Source organism: Tardiphaga sp. 813_E8_N1_3, assembly GCF_051811025.1.
In the GTDB taxonomy this organism is placed as follows: Bacteria; Pseudomonadota; Alphaproteobacteria; order Rhizobiales; family Xanthobacteraceae; genus Tardiphaga.
The window spans coordinates 4,452,228-4,477,463 of sequence record NZ_JBPWQE010000001.1; the positions used below are offsets into that span (position 1 = coordinate 4,452,228).

Genomic DNA, 25,236 nt, shown 5'->3' on the forward strand with positions numbered 1-25,236 from the left:
GCTTTCCCGCGATCCTGCCCGTCAATCTGGTCGGGCCGGGATATTTGAAGCCGTTTCTCAATGCAATTGAATTTGTCACTCATCTACACGGCGGGGGATTTCACCGATGTTCGAATTTCGGGATCTGTTTCAGTGGGACCGTTTCATCACACCCACAATCATCAAGACGTTCTACTGGCTGGTAATCGCACTGATCATTCTGTTCGGCATTTCCGGGATCTTTTCCGGTCTCGCCGCAATGGCCATCAGCCCGTTCGGCGGTTTCGTCCTCGTGATGTCGAGCCTCGCCAGCGTGATCGTCGGCATCATCTTCGCACGTATTGCGGCTGAGTTCGTTTTGATCGTGTTCCGCATCAACGAACATCTCGGCGCGATACGAGACCAGGGGCAAAACCTCGGACAGGATCACGGCCACAGCCAGCAGTACTGAGTACAGAAAAATACGCCGTCATCCTGAGGTGCGCGCCTCGAAGGATGACGGCGTGGATTTCAAGCGCCCTACTTACGTATTGAACCGGAAATGCAGCACGTCGCCGTCAGCGACGACATATTCCTTGCCTTCCAGCCGCAGCTTGCCGCCATCGCGCGCGCCGGCTTCGCCACCGAGCCTGACATAGTCTTCATAGCCGATGGTTTCCGCGCGGATGAAGCCCTTCTCGAAATCCGTGTGGATCACGGCTGCAGCCTGCGGTGCCTTGGTGCCCTGGGTGATGGTCCAGGCACGGGCTTCCTTGGGGCCGACGGTGAAGTAGGTGATGAGGTGCAGCAGCGAATAGCCCGCGCGGATCAGGCGATCGAGGCCCGCTTCTTCGAGCCCGAGCGTATCGAGGAATTCCGCACGTTCGGCACGTGACAGCGTAGCGATTTCGGATTCGATCTTGGCGGAGATGGCGACCGCAACAGCGCCCTCCTTCTCAGCATGTTCTGCAACCCGCTTCGAATACTCGTTGCCTTCGCCCGCTGCGCCTTCTTCGACGTTGCAGACATAGAGAACAGGCTTGGAGGTCAGCAGGCCGAGCATTCCGAAAGCGCGCTCTTCCTCGGGCTTGCGCTCGAGAAAACGCGTCGGTTTGCCGTCGCGCAGCAGCACCAAAGCGCGCTGGACCAGATCGAGCTGTTCCTTGGCGTCCTTATCGTTGCCCTTGGCCTTCTTGGTCAGGTTGTCGATGCGCTTCTCACAGGAATCCAGATCCGCGAGCATCAGCTCGGTCTCGATGATCTCGATGTCGGCGAGCGGATCGATCTTGCCTTCGACATGGGTGATGTCGTCATCGATGAAGCAACGCACCACATGCGCGACGGCATCGACTTCGCGGATGGTGGCGAGGAACTGGTTGCCGAGACCTTCGCCCTTCGACGCGCCCTTCACCAGGCCCGCGATGTCCACAAAGGTCAGGCGCGTCGGAATGATCTGCTGGGACTTGCCGATCTCGGAGAGCTTGTCGAGGCGTTTGTCCGGAACCGCGACTTCACCGACATTCGGCTCGATGGTGCAGAACGGATAGTTCGCAGCCTGCGCGGCAGCGGTTTCGGTGAGCGCATTGAACAGCGTCGATTTGCCGACATTCGGCAGTCCGACGATCCCGCATTTGAATCCCATGATCCTGTCCTAATTCTTCGACGGCTTCTCAGCGGAGCCGTTGTCGTCCTTCGACGTGAAACCCTTGGCCTGCATCGTCAGATGCACCTTGTTCTGAAACGACGAGTCCTGACCACCGACCAGCAGGCCTACATGGTCGGACACGGCATCGTTGAACGCTTCGAGCTGAGGCCGTTCGGCCTTGGCGAAATCGCTCAGCACGTGATTATGCACCAGCTCCTTGGCGCCGGGATGTCCGATGCCGAGGCGAACGCGCCGATAGTCGTTGCCGACATGCGCGGAGATCGAGCGCAAACCGTTATGTCCGGCGATGCCGCCGCCGACCTTCACGCGCACTTTCGCGAATGGTAGTTCGAGTTCGTCGTGAAACGCGGCGATGTCGCCGAGAGAAATCTTCAAATAGGCGGACGCTTCCTGCACGGAGCGGCCGGACTCGTTCATGAAGGTCATCGGCTTCAGCAGGATGACGCGCTCACCAGCCAGCGTGCCTTCCGAGGTCTCGCCCTGAAAGCGACGGCGCCACGGTCCAAAACCGTGACGCCGCGCGATATCGTCGAGAACCATGAACCCGATATTGTGCCGGTTGCCCTGGTATTTGGCACCAGGGTTTCCGAGTCCAACAAAGAGAAGCATGACGCGGAGCTCCGCGCCAGATTACTTCTTCTTCGCCGGAGCGGCGGCAGCAGCCGGAGCCTTCGCGCCAGCGGCGGGGGCCTTGGCACCGGCAGCCGGAGCCTTGGCGCCAGCAGCAGCCGGGGCGGCCGCAGCAGCAGCCGCAGGGGTCGCAGCTTCTTCACCGTAACCCGACGGCGGCACGATGGTGACCAGCGTCAGGTCGGCATCGCGAGCCAGCGTCTTCACGCCCTTCGGCAGAACAACGTCGGTGATGTGCAGCGACGTGCCGATATCAAGCTGGCCGACATCGACTTCGAGGAACTGCGGAATGCTCTCGGCTTCGGCTTCCAGTTCGATCGTGTGGGTCACGATGTTGATGGTGCCGCCACGTTTCACGCCCGGAGCGCCTTCAGCACCCTTGATGTGCAGCGGAACGCTGACGCGGATGGTCGCGCCTTCGCCGAGGCGCAGGAAGTCGACGTGGAGCGGGAAGTCCTTGACCGGGTCGAGGTGGAAGTCGCGCGGAATCACGCGGTGCTTCTTGCCCTCGAGTTCGATGTCACAGATCGTGGTGAGGAACCGGCCGGCCTGAATGCGCAGGCGGAGTTCCTTGTCATCCAACGAAATCGCCACTGGGGGCTTGTTGTCACCATAGATCACAGCCGGAACCCGGCCGGCGCGACGCTCTGCCCGTGCGGCCCCCTTGCCGCTCACCGGACGTGCGGTCGCCTTCAATTCCTTGACGGTCGCCATCGTATAAGTCCTTGTTTTCTAAAAGTTAAAGGCCGCAATGCGGCCCGTTTTCACGTTGCAGCAAGCCTCCAGGGGTGCGGGGGCTGCGGACGTGAGCGGCTTCTACCGCCGAAATGCCAAAAAGACAAGGAAATGACAGGCTTTTTCTGCGCCTGCCGGACCGCCCATGAGCCCTTTTAACCGTCATGTGCAGGCCGGGTGTTAACCGGCGGGCCGCCTGAGCCACTCGCAGGAACTCCGCTTACCCGCCCAGCTTGGCTTCCAGCGCTGCGATCCGGGCCTTCAGCGCCTCGTTCTCCTCGCGGGCGAGCCGGGCCATATCCTTGACCGCCTCGAACTCCTCACGCTTCACGATATCGAGGTCGCGCAGGATCTTCTCAGCCTGGTTACGCACCACCGTATCGACCTCGCGCTTGACGCCCTGAGCCGCGCCGGCGGCATCATTCATCAGACGGCCGATCTCGTCGAAGAACCGATTGTTGGTCTGGGTCATGGCAAGAACTCCGGTCGGATGAACAAACACGCTGGATCGATATGTGGATCGATAATAGCGATCCCCGGGATCGACAATGGCGATCCCGGCCGCGCAGTTCAAGTATCGCCTGCGTTTCGCGTTCACAACTGCGGAAGTCCCTTAATTCGTCACAAGCCAATGCTTTACTGGCGGCATCGGGAGCCGTAAGCCCACCACATGCCATTCCTGACCATCGCCTTCCCCGTTTTCGATCCAGTCGCCATCGCGATTGGCCCGATTGTCATTCGCTGGTACGCGCTGGCCTATATCGGCGGCATCGTGCTCGGCTGGATTTATGCCCGCGCGCTGATCAAAAGCACGAGACTGTGGGGCGGCCCTTCGCCAATCTCCCTACTGGATTTCGACGACTTCATCCTGTGGGTGACGATCGGCATCATTGTCGGCGGCCGCACCGGCTATGTGCTGTTCTACAATCTGGATTTCTTCGTTGCCCATCCCGCCGAGATCTTCGAGCTATGGAAGGGCGGCATGTCGTTCCATGGCGGCTTCATGGGCTGCGTCTTTGCCGTGTTTCTGTTCTGCTGGAAGCGCGGATTGTCGGTCCTGTCGCTCGGCGATATCACCTGCGCGGTCGGCCCGATCGGACTCTTGCTCGGGCGCCTCGCCAATTTCATCAACAGCGAATTATGGGGCCGCCACGCCGACGCCAGCGTGCCTTGGGCGATGGTGTTCCCCAATGGCGGGCCGCTTCCACGCCATCCCAGCCAGCTCTATGAAGCCGGCCTCGAAGGCATCGGGCTGTTTCTCATTCTGGCCCTGATGATCCGGGCCGGTGCGTTGAAGCGGCCGGGCCTGATCCTCGGCGCCTTCATCTTTTTTTATGCGGTCGCGCGCATTATCGGCGAATTCTTCCGCGAGCCGGACCCGCAACTCGGATTTCTGTGGGGTGGGCTCACCATGGGCATGCTGCTCTCCGTGCCGATGATATTTGTGGGACTCGTTTTGATGGTGCGCGCCTGGCGAAAGCCGCAGGCATCGCTCGAATTGAGTCCGGGCAAGAAGGCCTGATGTGACCGACCAATCGCCGCTGCAGGATGAAATCAAGCGCCTGATCAAGTCCACCGGACCGATGCCGGTGTGGCGCTACATGCAGCTGTGCCTCACCCATCCGCAACACGGCTACTATATTTCGCGCGATCCGCTCGGTCGCGAGGGCGACTTCACCACGTCGCCCGAAGTCAGCCAGATGTTCGGCGAGCTGCTCGGCCTGTGGTCGGCTTCGGTCTGGCGGGCTATGGGCGCGCCGCCTTTTGTGCACCTGATCGAGCTTGGTCCCGGACGCGGCACCATGATGGCCGACGCGTTACGTGCGCTACGCGTGCTGCCGCCGCTGTATCAGGCGCTCAACGTGCATCTCGTCGAAATCAATCCGGTGCTGCGCGAGAAGCAAAAGGCGACGCTGTCCGGCGCCCGCAACATCACTTGGCACGACAGTATCGAAACCGTCCCCGCGGGTCCGTCGATCATCCTTGCCAATGAATATTTCGACGTCCTCCCGATCCATCAGGCCGTGAAGCGCGAAGGCGGCTGGCACGAGCGCATGGTGGATATCGACAGCAACGGCCAGCTGATGTTCAGCGCGTCAACCGATCCGCTACCGCGTTTCGACGTGCTGCTGCCGCCCCTGGTGCGCGCAGCCCCTGTCGGCGCGGTGTTCGAATGGCGCCCCGATACCGAGATGATGAAGATTGCCAGCCGCGTCCGCGACGAAGGCGGCGCGGCTTTGATCATCGATTACGGCCATGTCCGCAGCGATGCCGGCGACACCCTGCAGGCTATCGCACAGCACAGCTATGCCGATCCGCTGAAGAATCCTGGTCAGGCCGATATCACCGCGCATGTGGATTTCCAGGCGCTCGGCCGCGCGGCAGAGGATGTTGGCGCACGCTTGCACGGGCCGGTGACGCAGGGCGAGTTCCTCAAGCGCCTCGGCATCGAAACGCGCGCGCTCACCCTGATGGCCAAAGCCACGCCGGAAGTTTCCGAAACCGTCTCCGGCGCACTGAGACGCTTGATTGACAGCGGCCGCGGCGGCATGGGCTCGATGTTCAAGGTGGTCGGCATCTCCGATCCCAATATCGACACGCTGGTGGCGCTGAGCGACGACACCGGCATCGAGACCCCGCCATCATGACTTTCACATCGCCTTTGCTGTCAGCCATTCCCGGCCTGCGCCACGCGTTCTTCACGCGCGACGGCGGCGTCTCTGAAGGCATCTATGCCGGCCTCAATGGCGGACTCGGATCGAACGACGATCCCGCGCATGTGGCGGAGAACCGTCGGCGCATGGCGGCGGAGATGGGCGTTGCCCCTCTGCACTTCCTCACCGCCTATCAGGTCCATTCACCTGACGTCGCCGTCGCCAACGCGCCGTGGGACGGCGCATCACGGCCGCAGGTCGATGCGATGGTAACAAAGGTCGAGGGCCTGGCGCTCGGCGTCACGACGGCCGACTGCGGACCGGTGCTGTTTGCCGATCCCAAGGCGCGCGTCATCGGTGCCGCCCATGCCGGCTGGAAGGGCGCCTTCACCGGCGTGCTCGAGGCCACAATCGCAGAGATGGAAAAACTCGGCGCCAACCGCTCCGACATCGTGGTCGCGATCGGTCCGCTGATCCGCCAGCCGAGCTATGAGGTTGGCGCCGAATTCGTCGAGCGCTTCACCCAGGCCGACGCTGGCTTCGCCCGGTTCTTCATTCCCTCGACCCGCGCCGACCATGCTATGTTCGACCTCGGCGGCTTCATCCGGATGCGGCTGGAGCGCGCCGGCATTGCCATTATCGATGACACCGGCATCGACACCTATCCCGACGACAACCTGTTCAGCTATCGCCGGTCCGTGCATCGGAACGAGCCGGATTATGGCCGCCAGATCCACGCCATCGTGCTTGAGTAACTCGCGCGTTGACGCGCCGTTATCCTTAATGCGGCCGAACTGCCTCAAACTGAGCGCGAATTGTCGGGGAGCGGTGACCGTTTCGGTCACCCTGGAAAGACCTGTGGCCGCGCTGCCCTAGACCTTAACGCATTTTAACGATATCGCTCGACCTGTCCGGCGCCGCTTGCGGCAAACGGACGGAAGTCGGGACGCCCTATGCGATTTTCTGCCCTTACGACCGATCGAGCCAGACCGCGCCTGATCCAGGCTGCGCTGTTGCTGACCGTAGCGTTCGGGCTTGCCGGCTGCGCCAATGTCCCCAATGCGGGCGGCGCCATGAACGCGCAGGCCAGTCTTTCCACCGCCTCCGGTCCAACGGTCGCATTTGAGTCCATCGACGGACCGCCGCCGCAGGTCTTCGACCGCATGGTCAACCTGTTGGATAGTGAAGCGCGCCTGCGCAACCTTGCGGTTGTATCGCGCAAGGACAGCGCGGCTTTCCGGGTCCGCAGCTACCTCTCGGCCCAGGTTCGCGGCGGCCAGACCTCGATCGCCTGGGTGTGGGATGTCTATGACCGCGACCAGAATCGCGCTTTACGCCTGTCGGGCGAGGAGCAGGCCGGCAAAGGCGGCCGTGACGCCTGGGCCACGGCCGACGACCTTGTCTTGCGGCGAATTGCGCAGGCGGGGCTCACCGGCCTCAATGGCATGATCAATGGCACCACGCCCGGCGAGCAGCCGCCCCCGCCGCGCGGCAACGGACCCGCCATCGCCAGCACCGATGAATTGCCCGTGCAGGCTACCGCATTTGCCGAGACGCGCTGACTTCAGTTCACGTTAAGCAGAGGCCGGTTTTACGCAGGAAAACGGCGGCCCACGGGTTGCCAGCGGACCGCGGACCTTGATATCACCTCGCTCAGCTAGACGAGTTCTTGTGGGTAATCCGATATGCTGAACGTTGTATCCACCAAGCCGCGGGGAGACGCGTCGATGTCGGCCAAGAACGGTTCGATCAAACTGGTCGCCGGTAATTCCAATCCTGCCCTCGCGCAGGAAATCGCCACCTGGCTGAACATTCCGCTGACCAAGGCCAGTGTCCGGCGCTTCGCCGACATGGAGATCTTTGTCGAGATCCAGGAAAACGTCCGCGGCTCCGACGTCTTCATTCTGCAGTCCACGTCGTTCCCGACCAACGACCATCTGATGGAATTGCTGATCATCACCGATGCGCTGCGCCGCGCTTCCGCGCGCCGCATCACCGCCGTGATCCCCTATTTCGGATATGCCCGCCAGGACCGTAAGGCCGGCCCGCGTACGCCGATCTCAGCGAAGCTCGTCGCCAACCTGATTACCCATGCCGGCGCCGATCGCGTCATGACGCTCGATCTCCATGCCGGGCAGATCCAGGGCTTCTTCGATATTCCCACCGACAATCTCTATGCCTCGCCTGTGATGGTGCGCGACATCAAGGAGAAGTTCGACCTCGGCAACGTGATGGTCGTGTCGCCCGACGTCGGCGGCGTCGTTCGCGCCCGTGGCCTCGCCAAACGTATCAACGCCCCGCTGGCGATCATCGACAAGCGCCGCGAACGCGCCGGTGAATCCGAAGTGATGAACGTGATCGGTGACGTTGCCGGCTACACCTGTATCCTGATCGACGACATCGTCGACTCCGGCGGCACGCTGGTGAATGCGGCAGATGCCTTGCTCGCCAACGGCGCCAAGGACGTCTACGCCTACATCACCCACGGCGTGCTGTCTGGCGGCGCTGCTGCGCGCATCACCAATTCGAAGCTCAAGGAACTGGTGATCACGGACTCGATCCAGCCCACTGAAGCCGTGATCAAGTCGCCGAACATCCGCACGCTGTCGATTGCCGCCTTGATCGCTGATGCGATCGGCCGCACGGCATCGGAAGAGTCGGTATCGAGCCTGTTCGACTAAGGCTCGCGCTTCTACACGATCCCCGCCGCTACCTGACCGCGCAGACGTTCCAGACTGAGGAGGGTCTCGGCGCAGGCGGCGGCAACCTTGAGGCCGCTCTCCGCAAAGTGCTTGCGGAAGAATGCCGCTCGCTCTTCCGTCTCGTGAAAATCCTCCGGCGCCGTCACGGCCGAAAACACCGGGATCTCGGTGCGTAGCTGCACATCCATCAGCGCACGGATGACGGTGTCGGCCACGAAACCGCGAGTTCCGCTGTCGACCACAAGGCCGGCCGCGACGATGGCCGTATAGCGCCGCGTCTTGGCCAGCACCTGGACATGCAGCGGGATCTCGAACGAGCCTGGCACTTCGAACAGATCGACCTGCGACGGGCTGATATGGCGCGCCTCGATCTCACTTAGAAACGACGCCCAACAGGGCGCAACGATGTCGCGATGCCAGGATGACTGCACGAAGGCGACGCGTTGCGGCTTGGCGAAGTGCGGGTGCTGGATTACGGAGGACTCGGACGTCGTGTCGTTCATGGCCTGATACTTTCGTTGCGCCCGAACTATGCCGAAACCGAACCAGCGCAGCAAGGTCATCCACAGGCTGTATCGGGACCAAACGGGGCTCCTGCGAGGCGGGGGAAGCTTGCAGGCCGCGCGGAAGAATCAATAGTTACCACCCCAACCGGACTCGCGGTGCGCGAGGACGCGCCGCACAGACTCGCAATCCGGGAATCCGATTCCGGTTTGTTCTCATTGCGGCGAGATGACCTGTGGATGAGGTGCTGTTTGGTTGTGGATGGATTCGTGGTGCCGTTGCGCAGATTCCGCAAATCACATCACTTCAAACTCGCAAGGTCTGGACGAATAGAACTTGCAGCCTGCAGCGACGCTCCGACATTTTCGCGTACCGGCCAGCTGTTTGCATCATCACATTTCAAGAGCAAGGTCGCGACGGCATGTCACTCCTCGAAGGTACTATCGATTCACGGCTCAACCCGCTCGCCGTTGTCGAGGATATTGCCGCCGATCATAACTGGGCGTTCGAGCGCTCCGGCGAAGACGAAGTCACAATTGTTTCCAAAGGTGACTGGATCGATTACCAGCTCTCCTTCACTTGGATGAACGAGATCGAGGCGCTGCATCTGGCCTGCGCCTTCGACATGAAGATTCCACCCGCACGCCGCGCCGAAGTGCAGCGCCTGATCGCCGCGATCAACGAACAGATGTGGGTCGGTCATTTCGATATCTGGACTCACTCAGGCATGGTGATGTACCGGCAGGCGCTGGTGCTGCCCGATGGCCTCACCGCGACGACCGCGCAGTGCGAAGCGATGCTCGTCTCGGCGATCCATTCCTGCGAGCGCTACTATCCGGCATTGCAGTTCGTGGTGTGGGCCGGCAAGACCGCAGCCGAAGCGATGTCTGCTGCGATGTTCGACACCGCCGGCGAAGCATGACCAACGCGCCGACTATCACCGTTCCGGATGCGCCCGGCGAGGCCGAACGGCTGGTAGTCGCAAATGCGCTGCTGGCCTACAATACCAAGACCGTTGGCCCCAACAACCACCAGCCGCTCTCGATCCTGATCCATGATCCAGCGACCGGCGAGCCGATCGGCGGCATCTGGGGCAAGACCGCGTTTAACTGGTGTTTCGTCGAGCTGTTCGTCGTGCCCGAGCAGTTCCGCGGCCAGGACATCGGCTCGAAGGTCCTCGCCAAGGCGGAAGAGATCGCACGGGAGCGCGGCTGCATCGGTCTGTGGCTCGATACCTACTGGTTTCAGGCGCGGAGCTTTTACGAGAAGCAGGGCTATGAAGTGTTTGGCGAAATCCCGGACTACCCACGCGGCGGCCCGCGCTACTTCCTGAAAAAGAGCTTCGTCTAGACCGCTTCAGGCTGTGCACCCTGCTCCGCAATGATATGGTCCCGGCCATTCTGACAGCCGGGATTTTGCGATGACCTCCTCCACGACCTCACGCGCGCTCAACACCATCGACGGCCACATCGTGCTGGCCGGCGCTGGCAAGATGGGCGGCGCGATGCTGACGGGCTGGATCGCCGGCGGCCTCGATCCCAAACGCGCCATCGTGATCGATCCGTATGTCTCCGACGAGATCAAGGCGCTCGGGGCGAAGGGCGCCCGTCTCAATCCGGACGTGAGGAACATCGGCGCTGTCGCCGCACTTGTCCTCGCTGTGAAGCCGCAGATGTTCGCCGAAGTCGGGCCGACGCTGCGCACAATCGCCGGATCATCCCTCGTGGTCTCGATCATGGCTGGCACGACCATCTCCGGCATCGCCAAGACCTGCGGCGGCAAGGTGGTGCGCGCGATGCCGAACACGCCGGCCGCCATCGGCCGCGGCATCACCGTGGCGGTTGCCGCGAGCGACGTATCGCTGGAGCAACGCGGCCTGACCGACGCGCTCTTGCGCGCCACCGGATCAGTCGAGTGGGTCGAGGACGAGAGCCTGATCGACGCCGTCACCGCCGTCTCCGGCTCGGGGCCTGCTTATGTGTTCCTGCTGGCCGAAGAAATGGCTCGTGCCGGCATTGCTGCCGGCTTGCCGCCCGAACTCGCGATGAAGCTTGCTCGCGAGACGGTGTCCGGCTCGGGCGAGCTCCTCCGTCAATCCGATCTCGACGCGGCGACGCTGCGCAAGAACGTCACGTCGCCCGGCGGCACCACTGCTGCTGCACTGAATGTGCTGATGGCCGATGATGGTTTCGAGCCGTTGCTGACGCGCGCAATTGCTGCGGCAACCGCCCGGTCGAAGGAATTGGCGAAGTAACTAGACCGGCACCCGCACCACCGCCCGCAAACCACCCATCGGACTATCCATCAGCGTGATATCGCCGCCATGGGAGCGCGCGATATCGCGGGCGATGGCGAGGCCAAGACCCGTGCCGCCTTCGTCCTGATTGCGCGCGTCGTCGAGCCGCAGGAACGGCTTGAACACTTCCTCGCGCATGTCGGCGGGAATACCGGGGCCGTCGTCGTCCACCGTGACCGTGAGATAGCGATGATCGCGATGGCCGGTGATGGCGATGTCGTTGGCATGGCGCGCGGCGTTCGAGACGAGATTGCCGAGGCAACGCTTGAATGACGCGGGCTTCACCGTGACAATCGGCAGGCCGTGGAACGTGACCGTCGCCTTGTGGCCGTTGCGCTCGGCATCGCTGCGGAGTTCTTCCAGCGCCGCAGCCATGTCGGTCGGCTGCGCCTGCTCGCCGCTGTCGCCGCGCGCAAAGGCGAGATAGGCCTCAAGCATGCCCGACATCTCGTCGATATCCTTGCGCATGCCGTCGACTTCCGGACCGTCCTCGATCAGCGCCAGTTCCAACTTGAAGCGGGTCAGGATGGTGCGCAGGTCATGCGAGACGCCGGCGAGCATCGCGGTGCGCTGCTCCATCGCGCGTTCGATACGCGCCTTCATCTCGATAAAGGCATTGGCGGCACGACGGACCTCGCGTGCGCCGCGCGGCCGGAAATTCGGCGCTTCGCGGCCCTTGCCGAAACTCTCCGCGGCGTCAGCGAGCTTGAGGATCGGGCGGATCTGGTTGCGCAGGAACAGAATCGCGACGATCAGCAGGATCGAGGACGTCCCCACCATCCAGAACAGGAAGATTTCGGAATTCGATGCGTAGGCCGCGCTGCGCTGGGCGAAGATGCGCATCACAGCATCATCGAGCTGGATGCGAATTTCTACGAGATTGGAGCGGCCAACGGTGTCGATCCAGAACGGCCGCGTAATCTGCCGACCTATCTGGACCGACAGCGCCTGATCGAGCAGCGAGAAGAACGGCTTCGGACCGGGCGGCGGCATGTCGCCGAGCGGCAGGAAATCCACCACGAGGCCAAGGCGCTGCTGTGCGATGGCCTTGATCTGCGTGCGGTCCTTATCCTGCGGATAGACCTTGTACACGTCGATCAGCGTCGCGATGTCCTGTACCACGGCCTGCGACAGGCGGCGCGTCACCGTGTTCCAGTGCCGCTCCATGAAGACGAAGGCGACCACCGACTGCAGCAACACCATCGGCACGATCATGATCAGCAGCGTACGGGCATAGAGGCCCGTCGGCATCACACTCTTGAAGCGCCGGCCCATCAGACTGTGCGCCGCGGAGACTCGGCCCGCCGCAGAGCGGAGGATGGTGATGCCGGTGTCGAGTGTGGTCATCGTGCAAACTTCATCGACTATGGCGACGCGACGAGGCGATAGCCGATGCCACGCACGGCCTGCAGGAACAGCGGATTGGCCGGATCGGTCTCGATCTTGCGACGGAGACGATTGATCTGCACGTCCACCGCACGCTCGTTCACGGTGCCACCGCCGCCCGTGAGTTCACCGCGCGGCACGGTCTCGCCGGGCGCCGCAGCCAGCACGCGCAGCATGTCACGCTCGCGGTCGGTGAGATGGATGATCTCGTCGCCCTGGCGTAGTTCGCCGCGCACGAGGTGATACACATAAGGCCCGAACTGTAGAGACTCCGCGCGCTCGACCGGCACCGGCGCGCTGCGCTTCAGGATATTTGCGATGCGCAGCACCAGTTCGCGCGGCTCGAACGGCTTGGCAACATAGTCGTCGGCGCCGATTTGCAATCCCTCGATCCGGCTTTCCGCCTCGTGCCGCGCCGTCAGCATGATGATCGGCACGGCCGAGGACGTCCGAATGAAACGCGCAAGCTCGAAGCCGGTCTCGCCTGGCATCATCACATCGAGGATCAGGAGATCGAAATGCAGACCGAGCAGCTTGGCGCGCGCTTCCTTGGCGCTCGGCGCCGTGGTGACGCGGTAGCCTTCGCCAGAGAGAAAGCGCGAGAGGAGATCGCGAATACGGCGGTCGTCATCGACCAGGAGCAGATGCGGCGCATCGTCGGCCAATGGCACCGGCATTCGTTTGGCAGCCTGAGCTAACATCATGTCTTGTTCGTCCTGCCGTCAGTTTTGGCGGATGCGTGGCCCAAGATGACCTGCAGCACCTTGTCGGGATCATTGCGGTCGATCATCGCCGAGAGAAACCTGCCGATCGCTTCAACTTCGACCGACGTAAAATCCTTGAGCGCGCGGTTGATGCGATCGGTCTGCAAACCCGCGAGCTGCGCAACGAGAGCTTCACCCTTGGCCGTGGCGAAAAGAAGCCGTTGCCGCCGATCGGCTTCGCCGGATTTCTGAACGATATACCCTTCATCGAGCAATTGCTTGAGGACACGGCCCAGCGACTGCTTCGTGATGCGCAGGACATCGAGCAGATCGGCGACCTTCAGGCCGGGATAGCGATGCACGAAGTGCACGACGCGGTGATGGGCGCGCCCGAAACCGAACTGGTCGAGCACGTCGTCGGGATCGCCGACGAAGTCGCGATAGGCAAAGAACAACAGCTCGATGATGTCCCAACGAGGCGGTTTCGCAGGATCGCCGCTGGATTGCCGCTGGATCGTCTCAAGCGATCGTGACGCCGTGTCCTTGGAATTTACGTCAACCATATTGACATATCTTGGGTTCAATCTTACAAAACTGACCATCGCGACGAAATATTAGAACTCGCGCCGCATGGTCCAAATAGGGCCGATCTGAGAACCATACCGGACTTCGGCATGGCGCTAAAGCCTGTCCTCGGTCATCAACCGGGGCCGCAAACGCTTTTGCCGTGGGTCCGGACTTGACGTAGAACATCGACGACGCCACTAGCCGCCGCGTCGCAAGCTAGGAGTAAGGTCATGGGAATTTCGTTCGATAAAGTCGATGGCGCGACCTGGCTGAAGTTCGACGTGCAACCCGCGGCGAATGCCGTGTCCGATGCGGACCGGGCGACGAAGCTCAAGGATCCGGGCTTCGGCCGGGTTTTCACCGATCACATGGCCATCGTCCGCTACAACCAGACGGATGGCTGGCATGGCGCGCGCGTCGAATCCCGCGCGAATTTCCCGCTCGATCCGGCCGCGGCCGTCCTGCATTATGCGCAGGAGATTTTCGAAGGCCTCAAGGCCTATGTCCGCGAAGACGGCGGCGTGAATCTGTTCCGTCCCGATGCCAATGCCAAGCGCTTCCGGAATTCGGCCGATCGCATGGCCATGGCCCCGCTGCCCGAGGCCGTGTTCATCGAAGCGGTCGAGCAACTCGTGCGCATCGACCGCGCCTGGATTCCATCAGGCGAAGGCAGCCTCTACCTGCGCCCCTTCATGGTCGCGAGCGAGATCTTCCTCGGCGTGAAGCCGTCCGCGGAATACATCTTCGCTGTCATCGCCTCGCCGGTCGGCTCCTATTTCAAGGGGGGACCCGCCCCAGTGTCGATCTGGGTGTCAGAGAACTACACGCGCGCTGCGATCGGCGGCACCGGCGCCGTCAAATGCGGCGGCAATTACGCCGCAAGTCTGCGTGCGCAGGCCGAAGCCATCGGTCACGGCTGCGATCAGGTCGTTTTCCTCGATGCGGTCGAGCGCCGTTACATCGAGGAACTTGGCGGCATGAACATCTTCTTCGTGTTCGAGGACGGTTCGCTGCTGACACCGCCGCTCGGCACGATCCTGCCAGGCATCACACGCGATTCGATCATCGCGCTGGCGAAGGATAAGGGCACGCAGGTGCGCGAAGAGCCCTATACGCTCGACCAGTGGCGTGCTGACGCTGCCAGCGGCAAGCTGAAGGAGGCTTTTGCTTGCGGCACGGCGGCAGTCATCTCGCCGATTGGCCAGGTGCGCTCTGCGAGCGGTGATTTTACCATCAATGGCGGCACCGCAGGCCCCGTTGCGATGGGGCTGCGCAAACAGCTGGTCGACATTCAGTACGGCCGCGCGCCAGACCCGCACAACTGGATCCGCAAGGTTCTGTAGGCGCGAGCGCTTCAAGGCGACAAATGCCGCGGCCTTTCGAGGCTGCGGCATTTTTGTTTGTTACGTCGCCAATACGAGGCCGAGTTGCTCGCGCCGGGTCCAACGCCAGAGCATGACCGGTGCAACAACCGCCAGACCCGCTGCCAGCCCAATCCAGATACCGACGCCGCCGAAGCCCAGCTTGAATGCGAACAGCAGGCTGAGACCCATGCCGAAGCCCCAATAGCCCAATGCGGCAAAGATCATCGGCACGCGCGTATCCTGCAATCCGCGCAGCATCCCTGCAGCGACCGACTGCGCGCCATCCGCAATCTGGAACACCGCCGCGCAAAACAGAAACGACATTGCCGTGTCGATGACGACGGCATTGGCGGGATTGCTCAGATCGATAAAGGCGCCAATCAGGACACGCGGCGCAACCAGCAACAGCATGCTCATCGACGCCATGAATGCCACCGCAAGGCCAAATGCAGTCCATCCTGCTCGCGTGATGCCATCGCGATCCACGGCGCCTTTGGCCAATCCAACGCGGACAGTTGCCGCCTGGCTCAGTCCCATTGGCACCATGAAGGAGATCGATGCGATCTGGATTGCAATCGCATGCGCCGCGATGGCGGCCGTTCCAAACTGCCCCATCAGGAACACCGCCGCATTAAAGACAGTAATTTCGAATGCGAGCGTCGCGCCGATCGGCAGACCGATGCGCCATAGCTTTGCGAGGCGCGGCCAGTCGGCGCGCCACCAGTTGCCGAACAAATGATAACGCCGAAACTTCGGATGCCATGCGAAGACGAACGCAAAGACTGCGAACAGAAAGATGTTCGACAGCGTGGTCGCAAGGCCGGAACCGCGCAGACCCATCTCCGGAAATCCGAGATGGCCGAACACCAGAACCCAGTTGGCAGCAGCATTGAACAAAATGGTGACGCCCGTCACTACCAGCGCCCAGAGCGGGCGTTGCACGGCGGCAACGAATGAGCGCAGCACGATGAAGCCCAGCGCGGGCAAGAAGCCCCATTGCAGCATATGCACGAAGCTCTGGGCGTCGGCGGCGGCCTGCGCCTCCTGACCGAACAGCAACAAGATCCGCTCGGCATGCCAGAGAGCGATCCATGCCGGCACTGAGACGATCAGGGCTGTCCACAAACCCTGCCGGAATGTTCGCCTGACGTCGCGCACCGCATGCAACTTGCGACCAATCGCTTCCGCCATCATCGGCGATGTCGCCGTGACGAGGCCGATGGCGAATATCAGAAGCGCGAAATAGAGATTCACGCCCAGCGCCGACGCAGCCAAAGCCTCCGCGCTCACGCGGCCGAGAATGATTACGTCGGTCGTGGTGAGTGCGATCTGCGCCAGATTGGTCAGCACCAGCGGCCAGCCGAGCGCCAGCATCGCCCGCAACTCGGCGAGCCACAGATCGCGCGTCAAAGCCTTCTGACCGACAGCCAGCAGCATGGAATCCTTCACTCGATTTGAGTGACGCGGCTGCAAGGGCTGTCGCGTCAAAATCCGTCCGACAACGATGCCGGACATTCACACATCAAAATTCGCGTGAAGATGCCGTGATAAACGCTACGGGCGTGTTTGGCCAGATGTCGGACTAGCCGGCGCCGCGACCCTGCAGCGCAGCAGCGGATACCCAGAACACCTCGCCTTCGGAGTCTTCGGTGTCCAGCCAGATCAGCGGCAGATCGGGAAAGGCTTCATCGACATTGGCGCGGCCGCGACCGATTTCACACAACAAACCGCCATGCGGGTTCAGGTGATCGCCAGCCTGTTCAATGATCTTCCTGACGATGTCGAGTCCGTCATCGCCGCCATCGAAAGCCATGGCCGGTTCGGCCAGGCATTCATCCGGCAAATCCGCCATGCCCTGCGCATCGACATAAGGCGGATTGGTGATGATGAGATCGTAGCGGGTATCGCCGAGCGGTTCGAACAGATCGCCCTTGTAAAGCGTCAGTCGCTCGTCGAGACCATAATCGATGACGTTGCGCATGGCGACAGCGAGTGCTGCCGGAGACAGATCAACAGCATCGACTTGCGCATTGGGGAACGACTGGCTGGCCAGGATCGCGATGCAACCTGAGCCGGTGCAGAGATCCAGCACGCTTTCAACATCCATGGGATCGTCGATCAGTGAGCCGCCTTCACCGTCATCGCCGCTGAAATGAGAATCCAGCAATTCGCCGATGAAAGACCGCGGCACAATGGTGCGCTCGTCCACATAGAACGGCAGGCCGCGCATATAGATCTTGTTGACCAGATAGGCCGCCGGTTTGCGTGTGGTCACGCGGCGATGAATGATGTCGAGGATCTGCTTGCCTTCAGCCGCAGTTATCCGCGCCATGGCAAAATTCTCGAACTGGTCGGGATGCAGATGCAGCACTGCGCAGACGATAAAGGCGGCTTCAGCTACGGGGTCGGTGGTGCCATGCGCAAAAGAAAGCCGGGCCTCGATGAAACGGCTGGTGGCGTAGCGCACGTAATCCAACAACGTCGCGAGCTCGCCGGGCTCGACTTTCGGCACACTCGCAGTCGCGATCTTCTTCACGGAAGTTTTGCTCTTCGAAGAAGTCACTGCTTTTTTAGAAGTCTTGACCTTTGCAGGAGCCTTCGTCGCAGACTTCCTGACCGCCTTCTTGGCGGTCGTCTTCACGGTCTTCTTGGCCATCAGTTGTTATCCCAGCGCGCCGCAGCGTCGTCATCGTCGGTCTTCGCAGCAATCCAGTTGCTGCCACCGGCGGTTTCCTCGCGCTTCCAGAACGGAGCATGCGCCTTGAGGTAATCCATCAGAAATTCGGCGGCCTGAAACGCCGCTTGGCGATGTGCCGACGCGGTCAGCACCACCATGATATTCTCGCCGGGCAGGATGCGGCCGACGCGGTGAACGATCGTCAATCCGGTCAGCGGCCAGCGGGTCAGCGCTTCCTCAGTATGACGCGCTATCTCTGCTTCGGCCATGCCGGGATAATGCTCGAGCGTCAGCGCCGTGGTGGCGTCGCCGCTGCCCTCGCTGCCACGGCAGATACCACTGAACGTAACGACTGCGCCGATGTCCGTACGGCTTGCCGTCAGCGCCGCGATTTCGCTGGAAACGTCGAAATCGGCATCCTGGATGCGAATGGTCACGTTGGAGGTCATGAGGTCAACGCAGTCGTTGCTAGAATCAGCCGCCGGTCATCGGCGGGAAGAATGCAATCTCGCGGGCGCCAGCGATGACGGTGTCGGGCCGCACATGGGTATGGTCGATGGCGGCGCGGATCACTTTCGGTGTTTCGAACGCATAGGCATATTCGTCGCCGCGCGTGCTCAGCCATCCGATCAGATCGCCGACGGTGCGCACGGCTGCTGGCGGCTCGACCGTCTCTTCGGCCTTGCCGATGCGCTCGCGCACCCAGGCGAAGTAGACAACCTTCATGCATCCTCCGCGATGAGGTGATGAATGCCGGAACGGAAATAGTCGTAGCCCGTATAGATGGTGACGAGCGCGGAAATCCACAACAACAGCAAGCCGAGCTGCGTGGTGATCGGGATCACCTGATCGCCGGCCTCGCCGGCCAGCAGGAAGCCGATCGCGATCAGCTGGGCCGTCGTTTTCCACTTCGCCACCTTGGTGACCGGGACGCTGACACGGAGCGCGGCGAGATATTCGCGCAGGCCCGAAACCAGAATCTCGCGGCACAGGATCACGATGGCAGCCCACAGGGTCCAGCCATGGATGATGCCATCGGCCGCCAGCATCAGCAGGCAGGAGGCCACCAGCAGCTTGTCGGCGATCGGATCGAGCATCCGGCCAAAAGCCGATTGCTGATTCCATATCCGGGCGTAATAGCCATCGAGAAAATCCGTGACCGCAGCGCCGATGAAGACGGCCAGTGCGACCCAGCGCAGCCATAGCGGGCCATCCATGATCGACTGCGAATAGATGCAGCCGACCACCACCGGAATGGCGGCGATGCGGGTCATGGTCAGGATATTTGGCAGGGACATCGCGGAATTCGCGGCCCGTCTCGTGGTCACTGTCATCCGTCTTACCAATACTGCCAGAGCGCAGAGGTCAACCGCCAGAGAAGCTGGAGCGGCTTAGTTTACCGCAAAACTGCCCTGGGGCATGCGACAGCCAGATTACGTCTCGTTCATATTGGCGGTCATCTGGCCCCCGGCTGGGGGTGAAAAAAGTCGAAAATCTTGCGGGCGCTCTCGGCCGAGATGCCGGGAACCTTGCCAAGGTCGCCCACCGAGGCCCGCTCGATCTCCTTCAGCGTTCCGAAATGGTGCAGGAGTGCCCGCTTGCGGGTCGGGCCGATCCCCGGGATTTCTTGCAATCCGGCCTCACGGATGTCCTTCTTGCGCAGTGTGCGGTGCGATCCGATGACGAACCGATGCGCCTCGTCGCGCAGCCGCTGGATGAAATACAGCACCGGGTCCCGCGGCTCGAGCTTGATGGCATCGCGGCCGGGAATGAACATGGTTTCGCGGCCCGCGTCGCGGTCCGGCCCCTTGGCCACCGCCATGAGGGTCACATCGGTCAGTTTCAGCTCGTCGAAGATCTCTTTCACTGCATTGAGCTGGCCGCGGCCGCCATCGATGATGACCAGATCGGGCCAGAGCGGCACGTCATCGTCCTTCGGCTTGGCCGCTTCCCCTTCGACCGGCGGCGCCAGCAGCCGCTTGAAACGGCGCTGCAGCACCTCCTTCATCATCCCGTAGTCGTCACCGGGCGTGAGCCCTTCCGATTTGATGTTGAACTTGCGGTACTGATTCTTGATGAAGCCGTCCGGCCCCGCCACGATCATGGCGCCAACCGCGTTGGTGCCCTGGATATGGCTGTTGTCATAGACCTCGATGCGCTTCGGCACGGTGGACATGCCCGCCATTTTCGACATGCCTTCCAGGAGACGCGTCTGCGTCGCCGTGTCGGCGAGCTTGCGGCCGAGCGCCTCGCGGGCATTGGTCAGCGCGTGAAGGACCAGCTCTTTCTTTTCGCCGCGCTGCGGTGTCAGCACCTCGACCTTGAAACCTGCCTTGACGCCAAGCGCGCTGGCCAGCAATTCGCTTTCCTCGATGGCATGCGACAGCAGCACCATCTTCGGCGGCGGCTTGTCCTCGTAGAACTGCGCCAGGAACGAGCCCAGTACTTCCTCCGGCGTGTATGACTTCTCCGCCTTCGGGAAGTAAGCGCGGTTGCCCCAGTTCTGGCCTGTGCGGAAGAAGAATACCTCGACACAAGAATAGCCGCCCTCCTGATGGATGGCGAACACGTCGGCCTCTTCGACAGTGCGCGGATTGATGCCCTGCTGCGACTGGATGGCAGACAAGGCTGCAAGGCGGTCGCGATACAGCGCGGCGCGCTCGAAGGCAAGCTCCTCCGAGGCCTTCTCCATTTCGCCGGCAAGCAGCTGCTTCACCGCGCGGCTACGCCCGGACAGGAAGTCCTTCGCCTCACGCACCAGTTCGGTATAGCCGGGAAAATCGATCTCGCCGGTGCATGGGCCAGAGCAGCGGCGGATTTGATACAGAAGACACGGACGCGTGCGGCTTTCGAAAAAGGAATCCGTGCACGACCGCACCAGGAACGCACGCTGCAGTGCCGTGATGGTGCGGTTGACCGCGCCGACCGACGCGAATGGACCGAAATAGCGGCCGGGCCGCGACTGTGCGCCGCGATGCTTCAGAATTTGCGGCGCCCAGTGATCGCCCGAGATCAGAATATATGGAAAGGACTTGTCGTCGCGGAGCTGCACGTTGAAGCGCGGACGCAGCTGCTTGATGAGATTGGCCTCGAGCAGCAGCGCCTCGGTCTCGGTCGCGGTCGAGATGATCTCAACCACCACCGTAGCCGCGATCATGCGGGCGATGCGCATCACCTGCCCGGTTGGCCTTGCATAGGACGACAGCCGCTTCTTCACGTTCTTGGCCTTGCCGACATACAGCACGTCATTGGCCGCATTCAGCATCCGGTAGACGCCCGGCGATGTCGGCGCATGGCGCACGGCATGTTCGATGGCCGCGCGGCCGATCGCCAGCGGGCCCTCGGCGACCACGTCGCCGAAATCGTCATCGCCAGCATCCGGGAGCGCGCCGTCTTCCTCGTCGTCGGCCGCCGCGGGTTCCGGTTCGAGATCGGGTGGCGCCTGCAAGGTGGACTGGATGCCCTGTCCGGAACTAGGGCTGTCGGAACCTGGCTCTGCCGCGGGCTCGGATGATGTCTCGTGCAGCGGCTCGGTGGGGTCTTGAATCATGAGCCCAATTTAGGCGCTGCGGCGGGTCATCGCCAGCATCCGACCGACCCAAATGCCCGTGCAACAACCGGTTTCCCGGGTGCTCGCAGCAAGCCACAGGATTTTGGCTGTCCGCCCGGGAAATTCGCGGATTGTCAAAAGTAAGACTCTTTTAACGCCAATACGGCGCCGCTGAGGGCCGTTAACGACCGCTTAATCTAAAACTCTCGATAAATCGTCTCGATCAATGATGGAATTCCGTAACCCTAAGGCTTCGTTCGGCAGATCCCGAGCGCGCGCCCATGGGCCGGCAGTAACGCGTATTTTGGAGAGTTGAGATGAGTAAGTTTGCGTTCGCGGCAGTCGCCCTCGTGGCTGCAGGTGCGACCACAGCACATGCGGCGGACATGCCTTACCGGTCGCGCGCGCCCTATACCGTCGCGCAGCCGCTCAACGCCTATAGCTGGGCCGGCCCGTATCTCGGCGCCAATCTCGGCTACGAATGGGGCAGCGTCTCCAACACCGGCGCGAAGCCCTCGGGCATCGCCGGCGGCGTCACGGGCGGCTACAACTGGCAGAGTGGCAACATCGTGTTCGGTCTCGAAGGCGATCTGCAGGGCACTGGCGCGGATGACCGCTTCGCCACCTACAAGTTCTCGAACCCCTGGTTCGGCACCGCGCGCGGCCGCATCGGCTACGCCTTCAACAACGTGCTGCTCTACGGCACCGCCGGTCTCTCCTTCGGCAGCCTGCAGGCTGAGCTGAACGGTCTGCAGCAGTCGCAGACTTCGGTCGGCTGGACCGCGGGTGTCGGCGCCGAAGTCGGCATCTACCAGAACTGGACCGCCAAGATCGAATATCTCTATGTCGATCTGTCCAAGAACACCTACACGCTCACCGGCACCGACAGCGCGCTCAGCTTCGGCACCGTGCGCATCGGCGTGAACTATCACTTCTAAGTCCGGCTCCGGACGCCTCGCGTCCGGACTTCGTCTTCAAGTACTTCATCTCCAAGTACAAGAAACCATCGCCATCCACTCCCGGCCGCGCTGCGGCCGGGATTTTTTTATGCCCACTCCCAAGCTGGATCCGTCGCTATCCTGTGATGACCAGATTGACCGCTTTGGGGCCCTTGCCCTTCTTGTCGGGCTCGACCTCGAAGGTGATCCGCTGTCCTTCGATCAAGTCCTTCAGCCCGGCGCGTTCGACTGCGGTGATGTGCACAAACACGTCCCGACCGCCATCGTCTGGCTTGATGAAGCCGTAGCCACGCTCGCCATTGAAAAACTTGACCGTACCGCTCATGCCCATCGGGTCCCTCCCCGCAATGCTCCGCCGCGGCGCTTTCGCGCTGCGACCGACCGGACATTCACTCCACGGAAGCTAGGCCTTGTTTCAATATCGATTTGGGCCACGTCACTCCGCCGCAACCATTCGCGGAAGCGGAACGTAAAGCCAGTCATAATGACAGCAGCTTAATACGGTTCCGCCGGGATTGACTACCGTTTTTGGGGCGCCGTTTGGTAGTTGGAGTTTGCGTAGTTCAGCACAGGCCGTGCGACGTCAGGGCTTCGCCGTCTCGAGCCGGAAGCGTCCGGCGCCGCCAAGACCAAGCGGTTTCTCCAGCTGCGGCAGGATTTCCTTGAGCTCGGCAGCAAGCTTCCACGGCGGATTGACGATCAAAAGTCCGGTCGAGGTCAGCGGACCATCCGCCGTTTGCGGTGCAACGCTGAATTCGAGGCGCAGGCATTTACCAGGTGTAGCGGATGCAGCGGCCGTCGCGGCGACGTGCTGCGCCAGCTCATCGGTGGCGCGACGGCTTTTGGCGGGATACCACAGCACGTAAATGCCGGTCGCCCATTTGGCATAGACCTGCTCGAACACTGCAGCCATCCGCGCGAACTCGTTCTTGTCTTCATAGGGCGGATCGATCAGCACCACACCGCGACGTTCCTTCGGCGGCACATAGGCCGGCAGACCCACCCAGCCGTCGATATCGACGACGCGCGCCTGCTCGTCCCTGCGTAGCGCAGAGACCAGCTTCTTGCGCGCCTGCGGCTCGACCTCGCAGCACACCATGCTGTCCTGCGGCCGCATCAAGGCGCGCGCGATCAGCGGCGAGCCGGGATAGGCTTTGAGTTCGCGCGGCGCATTGAATGACCGGACGATGTCGAGATAGGGCGCGACCAGCGGCGCACTGGCTTCGCTGAACCGCGCCTGCAAGGCGCGCGCGATGCCGGTGGTCCATTCGCCGGAGCGCGTGGCTTCATCGCCGGTCAGGTCATAGAGCCCGGCGCCGGCATGACTGTCGATGACGCGGAACGGCGCCGGCTTCTCCTGCAGATGGGTCAGGATGCGGACCAGCACGATATGCTTGATGACATCGGCAAAGTTGCCGGCGTGAAAGGCGTGTCGATAATTCATTCGCCAGCAGTACGCTAGGAATGCCGGTTGAGCTAGCCGCCTCGCATCGGCGGCATCACCACCTGGTCGCGGCGGCAGGCGCGGCGGTCAATCTCCTCGCAGGCGCGGAACTGGAGATCCTTGCTCATGCAGACCCGGACCTCGGTCAGGCGGTTACGATCGCAGGTCACGGCGATGGCCGAATTGCTGAGGCCCGGATTGACCTTGATGAAGGCTTCCTCGATCGCGTCCGGCGCAATCGTCTTGGCCTGCTGCAGATCGAGAAATTCGTCGGGAATTTTGACGCCGGCGCGCGCCTTGCGGATGGCTTCGAAATAGCCGCGCTGGCCGAGGCCGGAGCAGGTGCCGTGCTTGTCCCACTCATTGAAGATCAGGCCGGGCGCCGGCATCAGATCGAGCATGGACGTCATGATATTGCGCGCGAGCCGGGGCGATGGCCGCTCGCAATAGTTCGGGAAGCCGCGGTCATATTGCGGCCAGAGGCCATGAACCACGAAAGAATAGGGACGGCCGCCGCATTGGATCTGGGCCGAGCGGTTGTTGCCACCGCGCTCCTGTGCCGCCTCGCAGAAACTCGGCGACCATGACAGCGACAATACGTAGAAGTCGAACTCGCCCGGCGCATTTTGTCGGCGGTCCTGTGCCGAGGCCGGATAGGCAGTCAGCGCCGCAAGCGAGAGAAACGCGAGCGACAAAAACTTTCGCGAAATGACAAGTCGAAATGCCTCAAACATGACGCGCCCCACCCCTGAGAAGGGCAAGCCTAGTCAGGCATCAAGAACAATTCAAGAACAAAATAGATTGGATCCGCAAACGAAGCTTAGTGCTTCGCCGCCCGGCAGCGCGGGTTATAGGCCCAGTCGCGGTCGAGACCGACGACGCACCATTCCACGCCCTGGCCGTAACCGGCAAAGCCGCCATCCTCGATGATCGAGTAGTGCACCTGGCGCGTCTTGCCGTCGGTCAGCATCGCGTCGGCGGTGCAGTAGCGGCGCGGCATGTTGTCGGAGGTCCAGGGGCGGAAGGCCGTCTCATGGACGCGGCTGAAGCCGGTGATCTGCAATGCAGAATTCCAGAAGGTGCTTTCCTTGTCCTGGAACTGCGACGAAATCGTCGAGAGACCAGCTTCGCAATCGGCCAGACGGCCCTCGTAGTTCGGCCCGGACAGCCAGAAGTTCAGCTCAAGCAGGTTCGCAGCCTGTGCGCCCGGAGCCAGGGTCATAAGCCCGAGAACGGCGCCCGTAACGGCAGCCAGGACGGCTTTCTTCCAGGATGAAATGAGGTCGCGCATGGGGAATCCGCCGTCTGATGATTGTTCCCGGAACGTGCCGCGAAGCCCGTGCAGGGTCAAGTGCATCGCGGCCACACCCAGCGCACAACTCTGTCAGAACCTGGACGGCGTTCTTTTCAGCGTCGCCGATGCCCTCTAAGGTGCCCATA

General features: G+C 62.1%; 29 protein-coding genes. 11 read left to right on the forward strand and 18 right to left on the reverse strand.

What is annotated here, in order from left to right; all coding sequences use genetic code 11:
• The first annotated feature begins 106 nt into the window (after positions 1-106).
• On the forward strand, positions 107-430 hold the full coding sequence (locus AB8A33_RS21075) for a DUF4282 domain-containing protein (protein WP_439094561.1): 324 nt from the start codon (positions 107-109) through the stop codon (positions 428-430).
• A gap of 72 nt (positions 431-502) precedes the next feature.
• On the opposite strand, the gene ychF is transcribed toward AB8A33_RS21075, so the two are convergent.
• The 4 genes from ychF to AB8A33_RS21095 form a co-directional block, all read right to left on the reverse strand.
• Positions 503-1,600 (reverse strand): redox-regulated ATPase YchF, encoded by a 1,098-nt coding sequence (gene ychF, locus AB8A33_RS21080; RefSeq protein ID WP_231077932.1) that lies wholly within the window; start codon positions 1,598-1,600, stop codon positions 503-505.
• Positions 1,601-1,609: 9 nt separating this feature from the next.
• Positions 1,610-2,233, reverse strand: coding sequence for an aminoacyl-tRNA hydrolase (gene pth / locus AB8A33_RS21085; protein ID WP_439094562.1), 624 nt, complete (start codon positions 2,231-2,233; stop codon positions 1,610-1,612).
• 21 nt (positions 2,234-2,254) lie between these two features.
• On the reverse strand, positions 2,255-2,968 hold the full coding sequence (locus AB8A33_RS21090) for a 50S ribosomal protein L25/general stress protein Ctc (RefSeq protein ID WP_439094563.1): 714 nt from the start codon (positions 2,966-2,968) through the stop codon (positions 2,255-2,257).
• 241 nt (positions 2,969-3,209) lie between these two features.
• Positions 3,210-3,461, reverse strand: coding sequence for an accessory factor UbiK family protein (locus AB8A33_RS21095; RefSeq protein WP_089261793.1), 252 nt, complete (start codon positions 3,459-3,461; stop codon positions 3,210-3,212).
• A gap of 198 nt (positions 3,462-3,659) precedes the next feature.
• Here AB8A33_RS21095 and lgt point away from each other — a divergent pair, with 198 nt between their 5' ends.
• From lgt to AB8A33_RS21120, 5 genes are all read left to right on the forward strand, one after another.
• Entirely contained in the window at positions 3,660-4,511 is an 852-nt protein-coding gene (gene lgt / locus AB8A33_RS21100) for a prolipoprotein diacylglyceryl transferase (protein WP_439094564.1), read from the forward strand.
• Position 4,512: 1 nt separating this feature from the next.
• Positions 4,513-5,637, forward strand: a complete 1,125-nt coding sequence (locus AB8A33_RS21105) for a class I SAM-dependent methyltransferase (RefSeq protein WP_439094565.1) — start codon at positions 4,513-4,515, stop codon at positions 5,635-5,637.
• Positions 5,634-6,398, forward strand: coding sequence for a peptidoglycan editing factor PgeF (gene pgeF / locus AB8A33_RS21110; RefSeq protein ID WP_439094566.1), 765 nt, complete (start codon positions 5,634-5,636; stop codon positions 6,396-6,398). Before AB8A33_RS21105 ends, pgeF begins: the two co-directional genes overlap by 4 nt.
• Positions 6,399-6,596: 198 nt before the next feature.
• Positions 6,597-7,205 (forward strand): hypothetical protein, encoded by a 609-nt coding sequence (locus tag AB8A33_RS21115; protein ID WP_439094567.1) that lies wholly within the window; start codon positions 6,597-6,599, stop codon positions 7,203-7,205.
• Between the two features lie 165 nt (positions 7,206-7,370).
• A complete protein-coding gene (locus tag AB8A33_RS21120) occupies positions 7,371-8,324 on the forward strand; it encodes a ribose-phosphate pyrophosphokinase (RefSeq protein WP_439094568.1) in 954 nt (317 codons plus the stop codon).
• Positions 8,325-8,335: 11 nt separating this feature from the next.
• Here the strand turns inward: AB8A33_RS21120 and AB8A33_RS21125 are convergent, their stop codons facing one another.
• Positions 8,336-8,848 carry a 6,7-dimethyl-8-ribityllumazine synthase gene (locus AB8A33_RS21125; RefSeq protein ID WP_439094569.1) on the reverse strand — a complete coding sequence of 171 codons (513 nt, stop codon included), beginning with the start codon at positions 8,846-8,848 and terminating at the stop codon, positions 8,336-8,338.
• A gap of 422 nt (positions 8,849-9,270) precedes the next feature.
• On the opposite strand from AB8A33_RS21125, the gene AB8A33_RS21130 reads away from it, so the two are divergent.
• The 3 genes from AB8A33_RS21130 (at position 9,271) to proC (ending at position 11,103) form a co-directional block, all read left to right on the forward strand.
• Positions 9,271-9,771, forward strand: a complete 501-nt coding sequence (locus AB8A33_RS21130) for a YbjN domain-containing protein (RefSeq protein ID WP_089261805.1) — start codon at positions 9,271-9,273, stop codon at positions 9,769-9,771.
• Complete coding sequence (locus AB8A33_RS21135; protein ID WP_439094570.1) at positions 9,768-10,199, forward strand: GNAT family N-acetyltransferase; 432 nt, start codon at positions 9,768-9,770, stop codon at positions 10,197-10,199. Before AB8A33_RS21130 ends, AB8A33_RS21135 begins: the two co-directional genes overlap by 4 nt.
• Before the next feature lie 70 nt (positions 10,200-10,269).
• Complete coding sequence (gene proC, locus AB8A33_RS21140) at positions 10,270-11,103, forward strand: pyrroline-5-carboxylate reductase (protein ID WP_439094571.1); 834 nt, start codon at positions 10,270-10,272, stop codon at positions 11,101-11,103.
• On the opposite strand, the gene AB8A33_RS21145 is transcribed toward proC, so the two are convergent.
• The 3 genes from AB8A33_RS21145 to AB8A33_RS21155 are packed head-to-tail and all read right to left on the reverse strand — an operon-like array spanning position 11,104 to position 13,798.
• Entirely contained in the window at positions 11,104-12,492 is a 1,389-nt protein-coding gene (locus AB8A33_RS21145) for an ATP-binding protein (protein WP_320447006.1), read from the reverse strand.
• Positions 12,493-12,509: 17 nt separating this feature from the next.
• Positions 12,510-13,235, reverse strand: coding sequence for a response regulator (locus AB8A33_RS21150; RefSeq protein ID WP_439094572.1), 726 nt, complete (start codon positions 13,233-13,235; stop codon positions 12,510-12,512).
• Positions 13,232-13,798 carry a MarR family winged helix-turn-helix transcriptional regulator gene (locus tag AB8A33_RS21155; protein ID WP_439094573.1) on the reverse strand — a complete coding sequence of 189 codons (567 nt, stop codon included), beginning with the start codon at positions 13,796-13,798 and terminating at the stop codon, positions 13,232-13,234. Before AB8A33_RS21155 ends, AB8A33_RS21150 begins: the two co-directional genes overlap by 4 nt.
• Before the next feature lie 234 nt (positions 13,799-14,032).
• On the opposite strand from AB8A33_RS21155, the gene AB8A33_RS21160 reads away from it, so the two are divergent.
• A complete protein-coding gene (locus tag AB8A33_RS21160) occupies positions 14,033-15,145 on the forward strand; it encodes a branched-chain amino acid aminotransferase (RefSeq protein ID WP_439094574.1) in 1,113 nt (370 codons plus the stop codon).
• A gap of 60 nt (positions 15,146-15,205) precedes the next feature.
• On the opposite strand, the gene AB8A33_RS21165 is transcribed toward AB8A33_RS21160, so the two are convergent.
• The 6 genes from AB8A33_RS21165 to uvrC all read right to left on the reverse strand — a co-directional run bounded on the left by AB8A33_RS21165 (position 15,206) and on the right by uvrC (position 21,393).
• Complete coding sequence (locus tag AB8A33_RS21165; protein ID WP_439094575.1) at positions 15,206-16,603, reverse strand: MATE family efflux transporter; 1,398 nt, start codon at positions 16,601-16,603, stop codon at positions 15,206-15,208.
• Positions 16,604-16,748: 145 nt separating this feature from the next.
• Entirely contained in the window at positions 16,749-17,822 is a 1,074-nt protein-coding gene (gene prmB, locus AB8A33_RS21170; RefSeq protein ID WP_439094576.1) for a 50S ribosomal protein L3 N(5)-glutamine methyltransferase, read from the reverse strand.
• The gene (locus AB8A33_RS21175) at positions 17,822-18,292 is read right to left on the reverse strand and encodes a molybdenum cofactor biosynthesis protein MoaE (RefSeq protein WP_439094577.1); all 471 of its coding nucleotides are present in this window, start codon (positions 18,290-18,292) and stop codon (positions 17,822-17,824) included. Before AB8A33_RS21175 ends, prmB begins: the two co-directional genes overlap by 1 nt.
• 25 nt (positions 18,293-18,317) lie before the next feature.
• Entirely contained in the window at positions 18,318-18,569 is a 252-nt protein-coding gene (gene moaD / locus AB8A33_RS21180) for a molybdopterin converting factor subunit 1 (protein ID WP_068731149.1), read from the reverse strand.
• On the reverse strand, positions 18,566-19,177 hold the full coding sequence (pgsA, locus tag AB8A33_RS21185) for a CDP-diacylglycerol--glycerol-3-phosphate 3-phosphatidyltransferase (RefSeq protein ID WP_439094578.1): 612 nt from the start codon (positions 19,175-19,177) through the stop codon (positions 18,566-18,568). Before pgsA ends, moaD begins: the two co-directional genes overlap by 4 nt.
• 122 nt (positions 19,178-19,299) lie before the next feature.
• The gene (gene uvrC, locus AB8A33_RS21190; RefSeq protein ID WP_439094579.1) at positions 19,300-21,393 is read right to left on the reverse strand and encodes an excinuclease ABC subunit UvrC; all 2,094 of its coding nucleotides are present in this window, start codon (positions 21,391-21,393) and stop codon (positions 19,300-19,302) included.
• Positions 21,394-21,710: 317 nt separating this feature from the next.
• On the opposite strand from uvrC, the gene AB8A33_RS21195 reads away from it, so the two are divergent.
• On the forward strand, positions 21,711-22,331 hold the full coding sequence (locus AB8A33_RS21195) for an outer membrane protein (RefSeq protein WP_439094580.1): 621 nt from the start codon (positions 21,711-21,713) through the stop codon (positions 22,329-22,331).
• A 136-nt stretch (positions 22,332-22,467) separates the two neighbouring features.
• On the opposite strand, the gene AB8A33_RS21200 is transcribed toward AB8A33_RS21195, so the two are convergent.
• The 4 genes from AB8A33_RS21200 to AB8A33_RS21215 all read right to left on the reverse strand — a co-directional run bounded on the left by AB8A33_RS21200 (position 22,468) and on the right by AB8A33_RS21215 (position 25,087).
• On the reverse strand, positions 22,468-22,683 hold the full coding sequence (locus AB8A33_RS21200) for a cold-shock protein (RefSeq protein ID WP_068731145.1): 216 nt from the start codon (positions 22,681-22,683) through the stop codon (positions 22,468-22,470).
• Positions 22,684-22,935: 252 nt separating this feature from the next.
• Positions 22,936-23,796, reverse strand: a complete 861-nt coding sequence (locus AB8A33_RS21205) for a 23S rRNA (adenine(2030)-N(6))-methyltransferase RlmJ (RefSeq protein ID WP_439094581.1) — start codon at positions 23,794-23,796, stop codon at positions 22,936-22,938.
• A gap of 32 nt (positions 23,797-23,828) precedes the next feature.
• Entirely contained in the window at positions 23,829-24,530 is a 702-nt protein-coding gene (locus AB8A33_RS21210; RefSeq protein WP_439094582.1) for a ribonuclease T2 family protein, read from the reverse strand.
• 86 nt (positions 24,531-24,616) lie between these two features.
• Complete coding sequence (locus tag AB8A33_RS21215; protein ID WP_439094583.1) at positions 24,617-25,087, reverse strand: hypothetical protein; 471 nt, start codon at positions 25,085-25,087, stop codon at positions 24,617-24,619.
• Between the last annotated feature and the right edge of the window lie 149 nt (positions 25,088-25,236).

Coding starts and splice junctions, on each gene's coding strand:
- AB8A33_RS21075 (WP_439094561.1), top strand. CDS start 107: ATGTTCGAATTTCGGGATCTGTTTCAGTGGGACCGTTTCATCACACCC.
- ychF (WP_231077932.1), bottom strand. CDS start 1,600: ATGGGATTCAAATGCGGGATCGTCGGACTGCCGAATGTCGGCAAATCG.
- pth (WP_439094562.1), bottom strand. CDS start 2,233: ATGCTTCTCTTTGTTGGACTCGGAAACCCTGGTGCCAAATACCAGGGC.
- AB8A33_RS21090 (WP_439094563.1), bottom strand. CDS start 2,968: ATGGCGACCGTCAAGGAATTGAAGGCGACCGCACGTCCGGTGAGCGGC.
- AB8A33_RS21095 (WP_089261793.1), bottom strand. CDS start 3,461: ATGACCCAGACCAACAATCGGTTCTTCGACGAGATCGGCCGTCTGATG.
- lgt (WP_439094564.1), top strand. CDS start 3,660: ATGCCATTCCTGACCATCGCCTTCCCCGTTTTCGATCCAGTCGCCATC.
- pgeF (WP_439094566.1), top strand. CDS start 5,634: ATGACTTTCACATCGCCTTTGCTGTCAGCCATTCCCGGCCTGCGCCAC.
- AB8A33_RS21115 (WP_439094567.1), top strand. CDS start 6,597: ATGCGATTTTCTGCCCTTACGACCGATCGAGCCAGACCGCGCCTGATC.
- AB8A33_RS21120 (WP_439094568.1), top strand. CDS start 7,371: ATGTCGGCCAAGAACGGTTCGATCAAACTGGTCGCCGGTAATTCCAAT.
- AB8A33_RS21125 (WP_439094569.1), bottom strand. CDS start 8,848: ATGAACGACACGACGTCCGAGTCCTCCGTAATCCAGCACCCGCACTTC.
- AB8A33_RS21130 (WP_089261805.1), top strand. CDS start 9,271: ATGTCACTCCTCGAAGGTACTATCGATTCACGGCTCAACCCGCTCGCC.
- AB8A33_RS21135 (WP_439094570.1), top strand. CDS start 9,768: ATGACCAACGCGCCGACTATCACCGTTCCGGATGCGCCCGGCGAGGCC.
- proC (WP_439094571.1), top strand. CDS start 10,270: ATGACCTCCTCCACGACCTCACGCGCGCTCAACACCATCGACGGCCAC.
- AB8A33_RS21145 (WP_320447006.1), bottom strand. CDS start 12,492: ATGACCACACTCGACACCGGCATCACCATCCTCCGCTCTGCGGCGGGC.
- AB8A33_RS21150 (WP_439094572.1), bottom strand. CDS start 13,235: ATGATGTTAGCTCAGGCTGCCAAACGAATGCCGGTGCCATTGGCCGAC.
- AB8A33_RS21155 (WP_439094573.1), bottom strand. CDS start 13,798: ATGGTTGACGTAAATTCCAAGGACACGGCGTCACGATCGCTTGAGACG.
- AB8A33_RS21160 (WP_439094574.1), top strand. CDS start 14,033: ATGGGAATTTCGTTCGATAAAGTCGATGGCGCGACCTGGCTGAAGTTC.
- AB8A33_RS21165 (WP_439094575.1), bottom strand. CDS start 16,603: ATGCTGCTGGCTGTCGGTCAGAAGGCTTTGACGCGCGATCTGTGGCTC.
- prmB (WP_439094576.1), bottom strand. CDS start 17,822: ATGGCCAAGAAGACCGTGAAGACGACCGCCAAGAAGGCGGTCAGGAAG.
- AB8A33_RS21175 (WP_439094577.1), bottom strand. CDS start 18,292: ATGACCTCCAACGTGACCATTCGCATCCAGGATGCCGATTTCGACGTT.
- moaD (WP_068731149.1), bottom strand. CDS start 18,569: ATGAAGGTTGTCTACTTCGCCTGGGTGCGCGAGCGCATCGGCAAGGCC.
- pgsA (WP_439094578.1), bottom strand. CDS start 19,177: ATGACAGTGACCACGAGACGGGCCGCGAATTCCGCGATGTCCCTGCCA.
- uvrC (WP_439094579.1), bottom strand. CDS start 21,393: ATGATTCAAGACCCCACCGAGCCGCTGCACGAGACATCATCCGAGCCC.
- AB8A33_RS21195 (WP_439094580.1), top strand. CDS start 21,711: ATGAGTAAGTTTGCGTTCGCGGCAGTCGCCCTCGTGGCTGCAGGTGCG.
- AB8A33_RS21200 (WP_068731145.1), bottom strand. CDS start 22,683: ATGGGCATGAGCGGTACGGTCAAGTTTTTCAATGGCGAGCGTGGCTAC.
- AB8A33_RS21205 (WP_439094581.1), bottom strand. CDS start 23,796: ATGAATTATCGACACGCCTTTCACGCCGGCAACTTTGCCGATGTCATC.
- AB8A33_RS21210 (WP_439094582.1), bottom strand. CDS start 24,530: ATGTTTGAGGCATTTCGACTTGTCATTTCGCGAAAGTTTTTGTCGCTC.
- AB8A33_RS21215 (WP_439094583.1), bottom strand. CDS start 25,087: ATGCGCGACCTCATTTCATCCTGGAAGAAAGCCGTCCTGGCTGCCGTT.